The sequence below is a fragment of the Candidatus Zixiibacteriota bacterium genome, assembly GCA_020853795.1.
In the GTDB taxonomy this organism is placed as follows: Bacteria; Zixibacteria; MSB-5A5; order CAIYYT01; family CAIYYT01; genus JADJGC01.
The window spans coordinates 17,539-33,866 of sequence record JADYYF010000061.1; the positions used below are offsets into that span (position 1 = coordinate 17,539).

The following is a 16,328-nucleotide window of genomic DNA, read 5'->3' on the forward strand; positions in this document are numbered from 1 at the left end:
GGGTTCGATGAGCCAGAACGAAGCGCAATTTCCGAAGCTGCGGCGCAGCGACCGGCAGGTCGCCGATGACGAGTGGATTCGGCGCTTCCTGGAGCGGGCGCCGTACGCGATTGTGGCGCTGCATCAAGAGGGCTATCCGCATCTGGTGAGCAACATCTTCTACTATGAGCGGGCGACGAACTGCATCTATCTGCACGGCGCCAAAGAGGGCGAGACGCGGCGGGCGATCGAGCGCGATCCGCGGGCGACGTTGACGGCGACGCGGATGGGGCGGTTGCTACCGGCCAAGACGGCGACGAACATGAGCGTCGAGTACGAGAGCGTGCAGGTGCGCGGCCGAGTCGAAATCATGACCGACATCGAGCAAGCGACCGAGAAGATGCAGTCTCTGGTGAACAAGTATTTTCCGCATCTGCGGCGCGGAGCCGACTACGCCGAGATTGCGCGCAGCGAGATCGAGCACATCACGGCGTATTGTCTGCAGATTGAATCATGGCAGGCCAAGCGCAAGCAGGAGCGCGCCGACTTTCCGGGAGCATTTCGCTTCGGTGAACACGGTTTTCTGCCATAGCTTTTTCTCTCGAATTTGGTTCCAGCACAGAAGTAAAACTTGTTGAACTGCGGGCGGAGTGCGTAGAATCGTCGAACGCGCGAAGGAGTGGATACTGATGGAAAAAACGGCATTGCTGGTGATGGCGGACGGCTTCGAAGACATCGAAGCGGTAGCGCCGATCGACGTGTTGACGCGGGCGGGCGTAAAGGTGACGATTGCGGCGCTGCGTCCGGGCGCGGTACATGCGGCGTACGGGACAACGGTGATGCCGCACAAAACGGTGGATCAGATCACAGGGTTGTTTGATGCGATTATTTTCCCGGGTGGCCGCATGAACGCGGAGAGTCTGGCACATTCGGACAAGGTGATCGAGCTGGCGAAGCAGCATTTTCAGGCCAAGAAGATCGTGGCGGCGATTTGCGCGGCACCGAGCCACGTCCTGGGTGAGGGCGCGGGCTTGCTGCGCGGCAAGCGGGCGACGGGCGATCCGGGGTTCAATGATCGATTGGCGGCTGCGGGAGCGAAAGTGACGAATCAGAAGGTGACCGTGGATGGGAATCTGATTACCGGTATGGGACCGGGAGCGGCGATGGAGTTTGCGTTGATGCTGGCGGAGAAGCTGGTGTCGAAGGAAGTTGCCGACCAATTTGCAGCCAAGTGGCAGATTGCGCGCTGAAGCCGGATTCTAAGGCGTTGTCATACGGGGGCTTGTCAGTTTTTTGGAATTTGCGTGCCTGATTGCTGTATATAAAACAGAAGGTGAAATTACCGGAGAGGAAATCCGAAGAGAGTAGAGTAATCGAACTCTAAGACACGAAGCCAGGAGGAAGTACACGTGAAGACAAGACTGTACATCGTATTCGCCCTGTTGTTATCGGTGGCGTTGATCGCCGGCTGCAGCAAGCAGTCATCGCAGCAGCAGAACCAGGGCGGGGAGAACGCTCAGACGACCGATACCACGGGCATGGGTCAGACACCGACAACGGATCAGGCGACGACGCAGCAGCCGGCAACGAACAAGCCGGTGGCGCAGAAGCCGAGCGGCGAAACGACGACCCAGAAGAAGGATACGCCGACCAAGAAGGAAGAGCCGGCCAAGGCCAGAGTTGTGACGCTTCCGGAAAGCTCGCTGGTGAAGATCGTGCTGATCGACTCGATCGACACGGATATTCACGTGACGGGTACGGAATTCCGCGCGGAGATTCTGGAAAACGTCGTGTACAACGGCGATGTGTTGTTTGAGAAGGGCGCCCAGGCGGTGGGCGTACTCAACAAGGTGGTGGAATCGGGCCGCCTGAAGACGCCGGCGGAGTTGGCATTCAGCCTGGTCAGCATCGCGGATCGCACCGGCAAGCAGGTGCAGATCGACACCTATCCGATTGAAGAGAAGAAGGATTCGCACACCAAGGAGCAGATCGGCCTGATTGGCGGCGGCGCGCTGGTGGGCGGAATCATCGGCAAGGTAACCGGCAAGAAGGGCGGAACCGAGATCGGAGCGGCAGCGGGTGCGGCGGCCGGTGCGGCGGCAGCGGCAGCGGCAGGTAAGAACGACATCACGCTGCACTCGGGTACCGAAGTGCAATTCCTGCTGCGGGCGCCGGTACAGGTGACCGTGCCGCCGGCGGGCCCGATCGCCAAGGACTAAACGGCACGTATGCGGCAAACTGCGAGGGCGGGTGATTCACCCGCCCTTTTTTTGTTGGGTCGAATTGGCAGAAAGCGGGGCGAGCGGCGTATTTAGATCAACATTGAGTGTAGAAGACAGGAGAGGAAATGAAAGGACTGCTGAAGATCATCGTGGCGCCGGGCAACTACGGGCGCAGTGCGGATATCGGGCTGTTAATCGCGCGCGTGTCGACGGGGAGCATGATGTTGTTCGCACACGGCTGGGGCAAGTTGGCGAATTACGGCGAACGCGTGAGCAGTTGGGCCGATCCGATCGGGTTGGGGAGCGAAGTGAGTTTGACGCTGGCGGTGTTTGCAGAGTTTTTCTGCTCGCTGGCACTCATCTTCGGCTTGGGCACGCGGGCGGCCGCGATTCCACTTTTGGTTACGATGCTGGTGGCGGCGTTGATCGTGCACACCAACGATCCCTGGGCCAAGCAGGAGCTACCGCTGCTGTTCGCCACGGTGTTTGTGCTGCTGATCCTGGCGGGGCCGGGGCGAATTTCGGTCGACAATTGGCTGGCGCGGAAGCTTAACGGCGGGTCGAGCGGAATTGACGTGAGTGCCTGAGGGCGGGCATCGATCAAAATACTCGATTTTTCTGCGTCGCGAGGCAACCGGGGGCGGTCTCTTATCGTATCGAATTATAATCGAACTGAATCATAGGAAGGAGCCAATCGAGAGATGCAACTTGCAAAACGTGCGCGCGCGGCGGTTTACAGAGCCGTCGCGTTGGTAGTGGTGCTGAGCCTGGCAGCGCAGGCGGCGATGCCGACGACCAAGAACCGGGCGGAGATTGATCCGAAGTACAAGTGGAACTTCGGCGACATTTACCCGGGCTGGGATGCCTGGGAAAAAGACCGCCAGCAGATGGAACAGAAGATGAACGAGTACGCGGCGCTGAAGGGAACGCTGGCCGGAGGCGCGGCCAACCTGCTCAAGGCGTTCCGGCTCAGCGACGAGATGAACATGATCGCCTACAAGGTGTACCGCTATCCGCAGTTACAGCGCGACGTCAACACTAAGGACAACGACGTTGCCGCGAAGCTGCAGCAAGTGCAGTTGATGTTTGCGAAGTTCAGCACGGCGACGGCGTGGTTCAACCCGGAGTTGCTGGCGATCCCATGGGCGACGATGCAGCAATGGCTCGACAGTACACCTGAGCTGGCGGCCTATCGGTTCCCGATCACGGATCTGTACCGGCAGCAGCAGCATATTCTCGACGAGAAAGGCGAGCAATTGCTGTCGTATTTTCAGCCGTTCAACCAGGCGCCGCAGACCGCGTTTACCGAGTTGTCGACCTCCGACATCAAATTTCGCAAAGCGACCTTTTCCGACGGCAAAGAGATTTTGCTGACGCCGGGCGAATACAGCCAGTTGCTGACGAACAACCGCAACCAGGCGGACCGCAAGCTGGCCTTTGAGACGATGTACGGGGTGTACAAGGACAACGAAAACACCTACGCGGCAATTTACGCGGGCATCTGCCAACGCGACTGGGCACTGGCACAGGCGCGCAATCACTCGTCGACGCTGGCGGCGGCGCTGGACGGCGACAACGTGCCGATGGCGGTGTACGACAACTTGGTCACCAGCGTCAAGGCAGGCAGCGGGCCGATGCAGCGCTATTACAAGCTGCGCAAGGAGGCGCTGAAGCTCGACAGTTATCACCTGTACGACGGTTCGGTGTCGGTGGTCGATCAGGATAAGTCATACGATTACGACGAAGTGTTGCCGTGGGTGGTGGAGTCGGTCGCGCCGTTGGGGAAGGAGTATCAGGAGAAGCTGCGGAAGGCGACCGCCTCGGGATGGATTGACGTGTACGAGAACGAGGGCAAGCGGACGGGTGCGTACTCGGCGGGTGTGTACGGGGTGCATCCGTTTATGTTGATGAATTTCAACGGCACGCTGGATGGCGTCTTTACGCTGGCGCACGAGCTGGGGCACACGATGCACACGCAGTTGTCGCACGAGAGTCAGCCGTTTGCGACGTCGCAATACACGATCTTCGTCGCGGAAGTGGCCTCGACGTTGAACGAGCATCTATTCCTCGACTACATGCTGAAGCGCACGACCGACCCGAAGGAGCGGATCAAGCTGCTGGAGCAGCAGATCGACAACATCGTGGGGACCTTCTATACGCAGGTGATGTTCGCCGATTACGAACACCGGGCGCATCAACTGGTCGAGCAGGGGCAGCCGGTCACGGCGGAGGTGCTGAGCGAGGTCTACCGGCAAATCATGCTGGACTACTTCGGGGACTCGATCACAATGGATGAGCTGTACGATCTGATCTGGACGCGCATCCCGCATTTCTACAACAGCCCGTATTACGTCTATCAATACGCCACGTGTTTTGCGTCCTCGGCCAAGCTGGTGCAGGGGATTCAGTCGAAGGATGCCAAGGTGCGCAAGGAGGCGGTCGATCGCTACCTGACGCTGCTGCGCTCGGGCGGCAACGACTACCCGATGGAGCAGTTGAAGAAGGCGGGTGTCGATCTGACGCAGCCGGAGACGATCAAGGCGGTCGTGAACCAACTCGACGAATTGGTGACGATCTACGAACAGGAACTGAAGAAGCTGAAGACTTAAGATTCCCGTAAGGGGCAGGGGTTTCGGTAGAAGCCGGGTTTGGCGCCAGCCAAATCCGGCTTTTTGATTGGGAAGCAGCATGCACCTTCACGCCCGACCCCTCTCCCGGAGGGAGAGGGGAGGAATGGCAGTCCGACTGAAGTCGGACTTACGGAAATCGGGAGCGTCAGGATCGTAGGGATCCTGACCTACGAGCGGCGAGGGTTTCTGTCAGGAAGGAATTTCTGACGGCGCAAGAAGAGATTCCTGACGGCGCAGGAAGTCGGAGCGTCGGTGGAGTTAGTGGAGGTGGAATGGCGTGGGGTGGTGACGGGTAATTAGTTTTCGCTGATGCTGCCGTCGAGGCGGAGGCGGAGGCGCTGCCAGGACTCGAGGCGGTCGTTGACGCGCAGCGGCCGCGTGAGTTCGGCGAGCTGGTCATCAACGTAGGCCGGATCGCGCATGCCGACGAGCACGCAGGTGACGCCGAGCGAGGAGCGGAGGGCACGGACGGCCATCTGGCTGAGAGTCGCGGCTTGCGCCCAATCGGAGTCGATTTCGCCGACGAGACTGCGCAACATCGCCGCTTGCGGATTGTCCTCGGACAGACGCACGAGATTGCTGCCCTGGATGGCATTGAGCGGACGATTGGTCAGTACGGCCAGATTGTGACGGCGCGCGAGGTCGAGAGCGCTGAGGCCGTCGACGTGGGTACGATTGGTGACACCACCGGTCTCGATCAGGTTGAGGGGGAACTGAATGACCCGGAAACGATGCAGCGGCGAGATGCCATTGGCAATCTCGAGGACACGTTCGAGCGAAGTGAACTCCGGATCGGCGGGTGTGACGGGAAAGGTGTTCGAGCTGATGCCGTAGTAGCGGATGCGACCGCGCTCGCACTCTTTCTCGAAATGCTCGAAAGCGAGTTTGATGCGGCGGTAGTATTCGGTCTGCGCCGCAGCGGAATCGACGCCGCTGCGATGCGCCCAGGCAAGGTAGTATTCGGGATTGTGCAGCAGATAGACATCGATGGCGCCGCAATTGAGGCGGCTGAGCGACAGCGTGAGTTGGTCTTCGATGAAGGCCGGATGGATGCAGTGCTCGAGGTTGTTGGCGAACTCGACGAGATCGGGATAGCCGCGGCCATCGGCTTTGAGATTCTGGCTGAGGCGGTAGATACGTCCCTGCAGGTAGCCGACTTTGGAAACGATGACGAGTTCGTCGCGCCGGAGGACGCCTTCGTTTTCGAGGTCTTCGACGGCCGAGCCGATCAGCAGTTCCGAGCCGCCGCCGGTGTAGTTGGCGCTGGTGTCGATCAGGTTGATACCGGAGAGAAGCGCATGGCGAAGCGCCTCCCGGTGCTGCGGGAAACTGGTGTCGATGCGATAGGAGCCGAAGCCGATGGGGCTGACTTTGAGGCCGGTATCAGACAGCGGCTGGAAATTCAGCTCCGGGAAACGTTCGGCGTAGCCGGCGGTCGCGGCGACGGTGGCGCAGACTGATTTCACGCAGAACCTTCGGTGGGTTTGGCGGACGCGGCGGCTTCCGCAGCATCGATGGCATCGAGTTTGGCCTTCCATTCGGCTTCGAGATGCGGCGGCACGCGGAAACCGATAATGGCGGACTTAAAGCGGTAGAACCACGACTGCTGCCGCAGGTAATCTTTCTGAAGCTTCTTGAAGAGGCGCTCTTTCCGGAAGGCAACCGCATCGAAGGCTTCGATGCGCAGCAGCAGCAGTTCGAGCGTCTCGCGGCGTTCGAGCATGGTGCGGAACGTCTCGTAATCCTTGATCGAGAAGACCGACTGAACGATCGGCTCGAAGAAGACCATCGCCTGCGAGCCGATGAAGTTGAGCGGCTTGACCGATTCGAGGGTCATAATCGCGGGGACAGTCATCTTCCACTGGACCACCTTGCGCGCGGCCTTGTCGAGGATCGCCAGTTCCTCTTCGGTGTAGCCGGGGTGATCAGGCTGTGGGTCGGGCTGTTTGTAAGGCAGCATCTCAGTCCGGGTCCTTCACCATGTTGATCTTGCACTTGACGATGGCCATGACCTCGTCGCGGTTGTCGTCGAAGCGAACATAAAGGCCGCGGAAATTCTCGAGCCGCGAGGGGCGCACAAAAGGCGAAAGGAGGACGCCGTGCTTGTCCTCGTAGTAGGAGCGAAAGTGCGACCACGGTTTCTCGATCTTATTGAAGATGTATTTGACGCGGACTCCGCGCTCGGAGAAGGTAAACGTCGTCTCGAAATAGAACTGCGTCAACGAGCCAAAGAGGATGATGCCGGCGCCGACGGTGAAGATGACCGAAAAGGTCAGGAAGTAAACGATCACGACCATCACGACGATCAGCAGCGCGACGAGTACCGCTGTAAACCGACGTTTGCGCGCGGGCTGGGTGGTCCAGTGCAGCAGCACCGGGTCGGGCGCACTGGCCGGTTCGACGGCGGAAATATCGGGGGCGCGGTCGGTCATGGGAACATCAGCCCTGATCGTCGGCACTGCGATAGCGTTCTTTGCGCACGCGCGTGATTTCGTCGAGCAATTCCTTGCCCTCGATAATCTTCTTGCGAATCAGCAAGCTGACCAGCGCCTCCTGCGCGAGGTTGTTGGAGAGCGTGAGTTCTTCAAAGGTGATCGAGCGCTCATTGCCGTCGACGACGACCTTCATCGCGACATTCGGCTTGAGTTCATCATTCATCGGAGCGGCCTTTCAGCATAGCATTCATACTTCCCGACTGGAATCCGGCGACATCGAGCGTGACGAAGAGGAAACCGATCTCGTGGAAGCGGCGGTTGATTTGTTCGCGGATACCGTTATTGATAACGCGGCTCATGTCGGCCACGGGTAGTTCGATGCGGGCGATCTGGTCATGGTGGCGGACGCGGAGTTGGGTGAAGCCCAGCGAGCGCAGGAAGGACTCGGCTTGATCGATCTGGCGGAGTTTTTCCGGCGTGACGGTGCTGCCATAGGGAATACGCGAGGCGAGGCAAGCGGATTGCGGCTTATCCCAGACGGACAGCCCGAACTCGCGAGCCAGGGCGCGGATTTCGTCCTTGGTCAAATCGGCCTCGAGCAACGGCGAGCGGACGCGGCGTTCGCGGGCGGCGATCATGCCGGGGCGGTGGTCGCCGAGATCGGAGGCGTTGGCACCATCGCAGACGACCTCGTGCTCACGTTGGGCGGCGAGATCATTGAGGCGGGTATAGAGTTCCGACTTACAGAAATAACAGCGATTGGGCGGATTCGCGGCGTAGTTGTCGTCTTCGATTTCGCGGGTGGCGATGGTGATGATGTTGGCCGCGGACAGGCCGAGCGAACGGGCGAAGTCGGCGGCGAAGGCGCGTTCGGATTCGGCGAGGGAATCGGAGACGCCGATGGCGGCCAGCGTGGCGGCGACGCCGTTGGCTTGCACGGCGGCGTAAAGCAGAAACGAAGAGTCGAGCCCGCCGGAGAGGGCGACGATGACGCGGCGGCAATCGCGCAGCAGCGCCAGCAGATGCTGATACTTTTCGTGGCTCACGGTCGGCTCCCCGCGTGGCGCCCGGCCGCAGCGGCGGCAGCGCGCGCGGCGTTTACAGCGAATACTTGCCGAAATCTTCCGGGCTAATATTGCGCAGGCGCTCTTTGAGCGACTGCGGATCGTTCAATCGCTCCGGCATGCCTTCCTCTTTCTTAATGTTGAAGAGAGAGGCATTGACGAAGATCGGCGCCTTGGTTTTGAGGGCCAGGGCGATCGAGTCGGAGGGACGGGCATCGATATTGTGGATGCCGTCCTTGGTCTCAAGGCAGATGCGGGCGTAGAACGTCTGTTCACGCAGTTCGGTGACCTCGATCCGCAGCACGCGCGCCTCCAGCTCGGTGATGATGATCGACATCAGGTCGTGCGTTAGCGGGCGCTTGGATTTAAGCTGCTGCAGCTCCATGGCGATCGCCCAGGCTTCGAAGTGCCCGATCCAGATCGGCAGCACGCGCGTCGAGTCTTCGGTGGAGAGAATGACCACGGGCGACTTCGATTCGGGATCAACCGCCAGGCCGTGAATCTTCGCCGGCAACATTTCGTTGGTCATTATTCCGTCTTCTTGACGACCCAGACCTTCAGGTTGGCGACGACATCGGCCGCGATCTTGATCGGCACCGTATAGACGCCCAACTGCTTGAGCGGCTCGTCGAGCATGATCTTCTTGCGATCAACTTCGATGCCCTGGGTAGCGAGCAGGTCGGCGATGTTCTGCGTGGTGACGGAACCGAAGACCTTTTCTTCTTCACCGACGAGAACCTCGGCGGTGCAGGAGGCCTTCTCGATGCGCGACTTGATGCTTTCGGCGGCGCGACGAACCTTGGCCAGACGGAGGTCCTGCTGCTGTTTGAGTTCGTTAATAGCGCGCAGGTTGCCGCGGTTGGCGGCGATGGCCAGATTGCGCGGCAGCAGGTAGTTGCGGCCGTAGCCGTCCTTGACCTCGACAACATCACCGCACTTGCCGAGGGTGTCGATGTCTTCTCTGAGAATCACTTTCATTGCATATCTCCCATGCTACTAATTGCTACGGATCATCCGAGCTGTTTTGCCCGAATTTTGCGAAAATCGAATTTGGCGTCAAAGAGCGCGATCAACGGCAACAGAATGGCCGCGATGAATTGCAGCAGGAACAGGAAAAGGTAGAGCACGACTTTGACGGCGGTCGGAAAGCCGCGCACGCGCATTTGGTACTCGACGAAAGCGAGGCCGAAGATCGAAAAGACCAGGAACAGCAATAACAAGGCGTTCCAGCCGATGACGGCCAGCAGGTGTTCTTTGGTCAGAATCAGGATGATGGCCAGACCGACCGGCACAACCATCCATTCATCGAGTTTCCAAAGCGAGAACGGCGGCACTTTGTAGACGAAAATGCCCTGGCGCTGGACGAGATATTCGCCGAGGAGGGCGCCGGCTGCCAGGACAAAGAGCAGCGAGGCCAACAGGGTCGCTGGCAGGTAGTAGACGGCGTTGTCGGCCAGCAAGGTGGTATACAGGATTGCTTTCTGATAGTCGGTCGGCGAGTAGATCTGCGCCGCCAGCGGCGACTGCATCACGGCCTTGAGCTGGTCGCCGAAGGAGGCGATCAGCGTCGTGAACGGGCCGTGAAAGGCCAGCATCAACAGCAGCGGCAGGGAACCGGCCCCCAGCAGGGCGAGGGCGAGGCCGCGGCGGTGGTAGCGAAGAGTCGTCATCAGCAATCCCGGTATCAACACCACGATGATCAGACCGAGCGCGTAGGGCGGGCCGCCCCATGCCCAGGTCAGCGCGACGGCCGCAAGGAGTGCCTGGATCAACCAGGTCCAGCGGCGCGCGAGCCAGAGGTAGTGGACGGCGGCGAAGCCGGTGATGAGCAGCAGGTTGAGCAAGGGCACGAGCACCGCGACGGGGAAGATCAGTGCGATCACTCCGGCGGCGGCGAAGGTGAGAGCCCGCCCGCTGCGATCATTCATCGGCGAGCGCTCCGCCTAACGATAGGTCTCGGCGGCGAACGGTACCAGCGCCAGAATGCGAGCGCGCTTGACGGCGGTGGTAATCAGGCGCTGGTGGCGGGCACAGTTGCCCGACACGCGGCGCGGAACGATTTTGCCGCGCTCGAGAATAAACCGGCGCAGCAGCCGTTCGTCCTTGTAATCGATGACCTTGACCTTGTTTTCGCAGAGGCGGCAAGGTTTGCGGCGGCGTTTGTCAAAATCGGCCATTACTCGGTCTCCTCTCGGTCGGGTGCGGCAGCGGGTTTTTCCTGGGCTGGGGGCGCGGCGACCTCGGCGACCGGCGCGCGATAGCCGTCTTCAGCCAATTCGCGGGCGCGGGCTTCGAGGTCGACTTCCGACGCGACGGTCAGATGGCGCATGATGCGTTCATTGACACGAAAGCCGGCGTCGACGATGGCCGGCAGCCCCGTCGTACCCTTGTAGAGGAAATGGGCGTAGTACCCCTGGCGCTTCTTCTGGATATCATAGGCCAGGCGGCGGACACCCCAGCGCTGGGTTTCGACGATTTCGCCGCCGTTGGCGCGAATCGTGTCCTCGACCTTGCGGATCTCGGCTTCGATGTCGGATTCCGGCAGCTGGGCGTCAGTAATAAAGGTGGTCTCGTAGAGTCGCAAAGAATACCTCCCTCCGGACTAAGTTTCGTGAGACCAAAACTTAAGGCTCTTCGGCGCGTGCCCAAGAGCAGGGAAAAGGGCTAACGGTTAAATTTGTTCATGGCCAGAGTCAGTCCCTCATAGAAGACAGCCTCCAGACAATCGCTGCCCAATTTAGTGAAATTGTCGAGCCGGTCAAGCTCTTCTTTGCTGAAAGATTCGAGGACGAACTCTTCGGCCGGACGACCTTCGGGGATCGGGCCGATGCCGAGGCGCAGGCGAGGGAAGTCCTCGGTGCCGATCGACTCGATAATCGAAGCGAGACCGTTATGGCCGCCGTCGGAGCCGGCGAGGCGCAGGCGCATCGTTTCGAAGGGAATGGCGAAGTCGTCGGAGACAACGAGCAACTCCGAGGGCATGATCTCGTAGCTGTTCATGATGGCCTTCACGGCGCGACCGGAAAGGTTCATGTAGGTCAGCGGTTTGGCGACGCGGATGTGCATCGAGGCGATCCGCATCGTCGCGATGACATAGTCGGCTTTCTCTTCAGTGTATTTGCCGCGGCGCTTTTGCACGAGGCGATCGACGACGAGGAAGCCGAGGTTATGCCGGGTTAGGGCATAGCCCTTGCCGGGGTTGCCGAGTCCTACAACTAATCTGATCACGGCGTGAATAAAGGGGATCAGGATTCCGCGTCAAGACAATTCGTGCGGCGCCGGTTCGATCAATAGAGTTCCACCAGTCGCAGCGGTTCCCAGTTCTGGACGTCGAAACGGAGCCAGCGCGTGACGCCCTTGTAGTCCATCAGGACTTCGGCGTAGTTGGCCTTGGGCGGAATTTCGAGGCTGAGAATTTCCTCGCCGTATTCGGCGAGATCGACCTTGCCGGTTTCGCGGAAGGTGTCGGCGTTGAGCATTAGGACCTCGGTTTTGCCGACGGCGACGACGACGGTGTTGGAGGCGATTTCCAGTTGAACGAAGCGCGGCCGCTTAAGCTCGTGTTTTTCGCCCAGCACCTTGCCGGTGCCGAACTCGACGCGATACAGCGAGCCGTGCTCGGTATCACAGCCGAAGGAAGAGTTGCCGTCGTAGGAGAAATAAGCGTAGTCGATGGCAAACGCCTGATGAATGACGATAGTCTGGAGCATGAAATTGTTTTCGGTGAAGATTTCCGTGACGCTGCCGTGCTTGCCGTTGGCGGTGATCATCTTGCCGGCGGGGCCGGGCATGAGCGTGGTCGGATTAATCGGCGTCATGTTCTGAATGTTGAGGCCGATGTTGAGGATGAATTTCATCGAGTCGGGCAGGAAGACGCGCAGCACGCTGGAATCCTCGGAGGCGACGTACAGGCGTTGCTGGACCGGATTGTAGAGTACGCCGGCCGGGACGTCGGGTTGGACGAACTTCTGCAGGTAGCGGCCGGTGGCGGCGTCAAAGATGGCGATGCCGGGCTGCGGCTTGCCGGTGGCTTCGTAGATCCAGTTGCGGGCCGGGTCGTACTGAATCGCCACGAGAGGCGTTTCGCGCAGCAAGCGCGCGGCCACTTTGTTGGTGTTCAGGTCGATGCCGAAGATGGTGTTGCTGCGGCGGTCGAGGACGTAGTACGAGTCGTATTTGGGCGGCAACTGGTTGAGCCGGTCGAGGGTCGAATCGGCAAACGCGCCCGTCGCCGGTTTGGACGCCGTCGTCGTCGGCGTGGTGCGATTGGCGGGTTCTTTCGATTCCTCCTTGCCGGAGCAGGAGAGAGCCAGCGCCACTGCGACCAGGAGGCTGATACTGAGAAACAATCGTTCGCGAATTCCGGTGATCTTCATAATCCGATTCCGACATCCAGACCGACGAAGGCGCCGAACGCTTTGAGATCGATTTCGCGTTCGACCCCGTGGTGGAGATACTTGTTGTTGAAGAAGCTCATATAGCTGCCGCCAACCTCGAGTCCCACGCGCGGAGCAAGGGGAAATTGCAGGCCGGCATTGAATTGATAACCGAACTTGGTGCGCGAGTCGAGGCGGGAATTGCCGGCGCCGTCTTTATACTCCTGTTCGATCGAGGCCAGCCGCAGCATCGCTTCCGCGAAGGGGCTGATCGCGGCCGCCGGTGGTTGGAGACGGAGGCCGACGCCCCCGCCGGTGAGGGCGATGTGCGATTCCTGCGTATAGGTTTGCGTGTCGGCGGTGTAATCGGACTTCTTCTCGGCGAAATCCATCGCGCCGACCGAGACGACCGTGCTCAGAAACGGCAGACGGAACATATTGAGATCGGCGGTGACTTCGGCGCGCCAGCCGGTCTTGGCGAGATCCTTGATGTCGCCCTGCGGGACGAGAAAGCCGAGCCGCGCGCCGACGCCGGCGCAGAGCGACGGGGCCAGGATCAGCGTCAGGGCGAGGGCAGCGAGGGGGAGGCGATACGTTCGCATGATTATCTCCTTCATCGGCAGTTTTCCTGCCGTCAATATGGTTGAATCGGGCGATAGCACAAATCGTTTCTGGGTCTCCGCAGGGGAGACTATAGGGATTGATTTAATCTACTATGACAGATTTTTCACTTACTTTTTCTTGAAATCGTCCCGCGGCGCGTATACATTGGCAAACCATTAACCGGAAGTTGCCGAGCGCAGCAAGGGATTCAGACTTGATCAATTCGCCGTCCGCCGAGAATCGACTTCATCAACCCACGATGTCGCTTGCGACCTCCGTCTCGCCGCTGGCGCGGCTCGGGGCGTACCTCCAACTGACGAAGCCGACGATCATGCTGCTGGTGGTAATCACCGGGGCGACGGCGCTGGTGCTGGAAGGCAGCTTCCTGACCCAGCCGTTCCAGTTCGCTCTGGTGCTGTTGGGGCTGTACCTGACGGGCGGTTGTGCCAACGCCCTCAATCAGTATTTCGAGCGCGACGTTGATGCGCGCATGAAACGGACGATGAAGCGCCGGCCGCTGCCGCAGGGGGTCTTGCCGCCGACGGCGGCGCTGGTCTTCTCGGTCGGGATCGGCATCGCCGGCGTGGCGATCTTCTGGATCTTCTTCAACGCGCTGACGGCGCTGTTGTCGCTAGCGACGATCCTCTTCTATAGTCTTTTTTACACATTATATCTGAAGCCGAACACCTACCAGAACATCGTGATCGGGGGCGCGGCCGGGGCGATGGCGCCGGTGGGAGCATGGACGGCGGCGACCGGATCGATGGCGCTGATGCCGTGGGCAATTTTCCTGATCGTGTTTTTCTGGACCCCGCCGCATTTCTGGGCGCTGGCGTTGTTCTGCAAGGACGACTACCGCGAGGTCGGCTACCCGATGTTGCCGGTGTTGAAGGGGGAGCGCGCGACCCACAATCAAATTCTGACCTACAGCGTGGTTTTGCTGCTGGCGAGCCTGTTGCCGCTGGTCGCCGGCGCCGGGTGGTTTTACGGCGTAGCAGCGGTAGCGCTGGGCGCGCGATTTGTGCAGAAAGTGCTGCAGGCGCGGCGCAGCGGAGAGACCCGCGACGTGCGCGGGCTGTTCGGGTATTCGATCATTTACCTGTTCGCGATTTGCGCGGCACTGATGCTCGATAAAATAGTTGCGTAGCCGTTGCACGCGTGCTTATATACGCGCGGATCGGGCCGACTCCGGCCGTCAAGCGGTGGCGCCCGGTCGTCGACGCAGGCAAGCTCAAGGCGCGGAAGCCACAACTCGATTTTCGCTTGACAGGTTTTGACCGTTTTTTTATTATCCGCGCCAACACGTCGACTAACATAGAGAAAGTCCAGTAACTTACTCGACGATCGACGTGCTTTGCGCAGTGCCTTTGTGAAAAAAGTAACGAATTTGGGATAAGAATTGTCGCAGATCTTCCCGAAATGGACTAATCATTTGCCGGCGGTGCTGTTGGCGGTAGCCGTGCTCGGGGGCGGCTTCGTCGTGTTCTTCATGTGGTATTACGGTTCGCCGAAATACACCGACGTCGGCTATCGACCGACGCAGCCGGTTCCGTTTTCGCACAAGCTGCACGCCGGTGATTTGGGAATGGATTGCCGCTACTGCCACAATAATATAGAGCGCTCGGCGGTGGCGAACGTGCCGCCGACGCAGACCTGCATGAACTGCCATACGCTGGTATTGCCGCAGAGCCCGAAACTGCTGCCGGTACGAGAGAGCTGGGCGACCGGCAACCCGGTGCCGTGGGTGAACGTGCATATGCTGCCGCAGTATGCTTATTTCAATCACGCAGTGCATCTGCACGCCGGAGTGGGTTGCATCAGTTGTCACGGCAATATCGCGCAGATGGAAGTCGTGACGCAGGCCGAGCCGCTGAGCATGTCCTGGTGCCTGGATTGCCATCGCAATCCCGATCCATATTTGCGGCCGGTTGATCAGATCACGAACATGAATTATCAGGCGCCGGCGGATCAGGCGGAACTGGCCGCGCGCATCAAGGCCGAGAAGAAACTGGCTCCGCCGGAGGACTGCTCGGGTTGTCATCGATGAACGGTGAAGGAATGCACAACCGGATAACCGGAAAGGACTACTGGCGCAGCCTGGAGCAACTGGCCGACACGCCGGAATTCCAGGAATATGTCCAGAAGGAGTTCCCGGAAGGTGCCTCGGAGATGCGCGATCTGGTGTCGCGGCGGACGTTCCTGAGTCTGATGGGCGCATCGCTGGCGTTTGCCGGACTAGCGGGTTGTCGCAAGCCGGTGGAGAAGATTTTACCGTATGTGACCGCTCCGGAGAATGTGATTCCGGGCGTGCCGCAACACTACGCGACCACGATGCCGCTGGGATTGGAAGCGTACGGCGTGCTGGTGGAGAATCACGAGGGGCGGCCGACGAAGATCGAGGGCAACGAGCTGCATCCGGCCTCGCGCGGCGGCACGAACGCGTTTATCCAGGCGTCGATTCTCGGGCTGTACGATCCGGATCGTTCACCCCGGATTGTGGAGAAGGGCGTGGAACGGTCGTGGGTGGATTTCGTGACGTTCTGGCGTCAGCAGCAAGACAAGCTGGCGGCGACCGGCGGCGCCGGACTGGCGGTGATCAGTGAGTCGTTTGCCTCGCCGACTGCGGCGCGGTTGGCGGCGGCTTTGCGGGCGAAATATCCGCAGGCGCAGTGGGCGACCTACGAGCCGATTAGCGATGAGAATATTTTCGAGGGCATCACCCTGGCGACGGGCCGGGCGCTGCGTCCGGTTTACGATTACGCCAAGGCGTCGGTGGTGCTGGCGCTGGATTGCGATTTCCTGAAGACGGAAGCGGACAATATAAGTGCTGCGCGCGGGTTTGCCGCGGCGCGCCGGATTGCGAGCGAAAACGACCAGATGAACCGGCTCTACGCCGCGGAAGGCACCTACAGCCTGACCGGCTCGATGGCGGACCATCGCCTCCGGGTCGCGAGCAACAGGATCGGCGCACTGGCGGCGGCGCTGGCGCTGGAATTGAATCGCCAGGGATTGTCGCTTC

The 16,328-nt window shown here is 60.1% G+C and carries 21 protein-coding genes; 8 read left to right on the forward strand and 13 right to left on the reverse strand.

The genetic code is table 11. The features are described 5' to 3' along the window. Window positions 1-7 precede the first annotated feature (7 nt). The 5 genes from IT585_04220 to pepF all read left to right on the forward strand — a co-directional run bounded on the left by IT585_04220 (window position 8) and on the right by pepF (window position 4,810). The gene (locus IT585_04220) at window positions 8-571 is read left to right on the forward strand and encodes a pyridoxamine 5'-phosphate oxidase family protein (protein MCC6962438.1); all 564 of its coding nucleotides are present in this window, start codon (window positions 8-10) and stop codon (window positions 569-571) included. Between the two features lie 97 nt (window positions 572-668). After that, window positions 669-1,229: a DJ-1/PfpI family protein gene (locus IT585_04225; protein MCC6962439.1), complete on the forward strand. Its 561-nt coding sequence runs from the start codon at window positions 669-671 to the stop codon at window positions 1,227-1,229. A 159-nt stretch (window positions 1,230-1,388) separates the two neighbouring features. Next, on the forward strand, window positions 1,389-2,198 hold the full coding sequence (locus tag IT585_04230) for a hypothetical protein (protein MCC6962440.1): 810 nt from the start codon (window positions 1,389-1,391) through the stop codon (window positions 2,196-2,198). 128 nt (window positions 2,199-2,326) lie between these two features. After that, window positions 2,327-2,788, forward strand: coding sequence for a DoxX family protein (locus tag IT585_04235; protein MCC6962441.1), 462 nt, complete (start codon window positions 2,327-2,329; stop codon window positions 2,786-2,788). Window positions 2,789-2,986: 198 nt separating this feature from the next. Next, on the forward strand, window positions 2,987-4,810 hold the full coding sequence (gene pepF, locus IT585_04240) for an oligoendopeptidase F (GenBank protein ID MCC6962442.1): 1,824 nt from the start codon (window positions 2,987-2,989) through the stop codon (window positions 4,808-4,810). Window positions 4,811-5,127: 317 nt separating this feature from the next. Here pepF and IT585_04245 read toward each other — a convergent pair whose 3' ends face one another. The 13 genes from IT585_04245 to IT585_04305 all read right to left on the reverse strand — a co-directional run bounded on the left by IT585_04245 (window position 5,128) and on the right by IT585_04305 (window position 13,308). Next, window positions 5,128-6,297 (reverse strand): aldo/keto reductase, encoded by a 1,170-nt coding sequence (locus tag IT585_04245; protein MCC6962443.1) that lies wholly within the window; start codon window positions 6,295-6,297, stop codon window positions 5,128-5,130. Further along, window positions 6,294-6,791, reverse strand: coding sequence for a hypothetical protein (locus IT585_04250; protein ID MCC6962444.1), 498 nt, complete (start codon window positions 6,789-6,791; stop codon window positions 6,294-6,296). Before IT585_04250 ends, IT585_04245 begins: the two co-directional genes overlap by 4 nt. Window position 6,792: 1 nt before the next feature. Continuing rightward, complete coding sequence (locus IT585_04255) at window positions 6,793-7,263, reverse strand: hypothetical protein (protein MCC6962445.1); 471 nt, start codon at window positions 7,261-7,263, stop codon at window positions 6,793-6,795. 7 nt (window positions 7,264-7,270) lie between these two features. Then, the gene (locus IT585_04260) at window positions 7,271-7,459 is read right to left on the reverse strand and encodes a hypothetical protein (GenBank protein ID MCC6962446.1); all 189 of its coding nucleotides are present in this window, start codon (window positions 7,457-7,459) and stop codon (window positions 7,271-7,273) included. Window positions 7,460-7,481: 22 nt separating this feature from the next. Beyond that, window positions 7,482-8,312, reverse strand: a complete 831-nt coding sequence (gene larE / locus IT585_04265; GenBank protein MCC6962447.1) for an ATP-dependent sacrificial sulfur transferase LarE — start codon at window positions 8,310-8,312, stop codon at window positions 7,482-7,484. Window positions 8,313-8,364: 52 nt separating this feature from the next. Continuing rightward, entirely contained in the window at window positions 8,365-8,859 is a 495-nt protein-coding gene (locus IT585_04270) for a bifunctional nuclease family protein (GenBank protein MCC6962448.1), read from the reverse strand. After that, window positions 8,859-9,308: a 50S ribosomal protein L9 gene (locus IT585_04275; protein MCC6962449.1), complete on the reverse strand. Its 450-nt coding sequence runs from the start codon at window positions 9,306-9,308 to the stop codon at window positions 8,859-8,861. Before IT585_04275 ends, IT585_04270 begins: the two co-directional genes overlap by 1 nt. 32 nt (window positions 9,309-9,340) lie before the next feature. Continuing rightward, window positions 9,341-10,258: a DUF2232 domain-containing protein gene (locus IT585_04280; GenBank protein MCC6962450.1), complete on the reverse strand. Its 918-nt coding sequence runs from the start codon at window positions 10,256-10,258 to the stop codon at window positions 9,341-9,343. Between the two features lie 15 nt (window positions 10,259-10,273). Then, window positions 10,274-10,507, reverse strand: a complete 234-nt coding sequence (locus IT585_04285) for a 30S ribosomal protein S18 (protein ID MCC6962451.1) — start codon at window positions 10,505-10,507, stop codon at window positions 10,274-10,276. Continuing rightward, window positions 10,507-10,914, reverse strand: coding sequence for a 30S ribosomal protein S6 (rpsF, locus tag IT585_04290; protein ID MCC6962452.1), 408 nt, complete (start codon window positions 10,912-10,914; stop codon window positions 10,507-10,509). Before rpsF ends, IT585_04285 begins: the two co-directional genes overlap by 1 nt. 80 nt (window positions 10,915-10,994) lie before the next feature. After that, complete coding sequence (locus tag IT585_04295) at window positions 10,995-11,558, reverse strand: aminoacyl-tRNA hydrolase (protein ID MCC6962453.1); 564 nt, start codon at window positions 11,556-11,558, stop codon at window positions 10,995-10,997. Between the two features lie 59 nt (window positions 11,559-11,617). Beyond that, window positions 11,618-12,706: a hypothetical protein gene (locus IT585_04300; GenBank protein ID MCC6962454.1), complete on the reverse strand. Its 1,089-nt coding sequence runs from the start codon at window positions 12,704-12,706 to the stop codon at window positions 11,618-11,620. Beyond that, the gene (locus IT585_04305) at window positions 12,703-13,308 is read right to left on the reverse strand and encodes an outer membrane beta-barrel protein (GenBank protein MCC6962455.1); all 606 of its coding nucleotides are present in this window, start codon (window positions 13,306-13,308) and stop codon (window positions 12,703-12,705) included. The genes IT585_04300 and IT585_04305 overlap by 4 nt, the downstream gene beginning before the upstream one ends. Before the next feature lie 215 nt (window positions 13,309-13,523). Here IT585_04305 and IT585_04310 point away from each other — a divergent pair, with 215 nt between their 5' ends. From IT585_04310 to IT585_04320, 3 genes are all read left to right on the forward strand, one after another. Further along, entirely contained in the window at window positions 13,524-14,456 is a 933-nt protein-coding gene (locus tag IT585_04310) for a protoheme IX farnesyltransferase (protein ID MCC6962456.1), read from the forward strand. A gap of 252 nt (window positions 14,457-14,708) precedes the next feature. Then, window positions 14,709-15,356, forward strand: a complete 648-nt coding sequence (locus IT585_04315) for a cytochrome c3 family protein (protein ID MCC6962457.1) — start codon at window positions 14,709-14,711, stop codon at window positions 15,354-15,356. 11 nt (window positions 15,357-15,367) lie between these two features. Further along, the coding region (locus IT585_04320) for a TAT-variant-translocated molybdopterin oxidoreductase (protein ID MCC6962458.1) at window positions 15,368-16,328 on the forward strand (961 nt) is incomplete at its 3' end.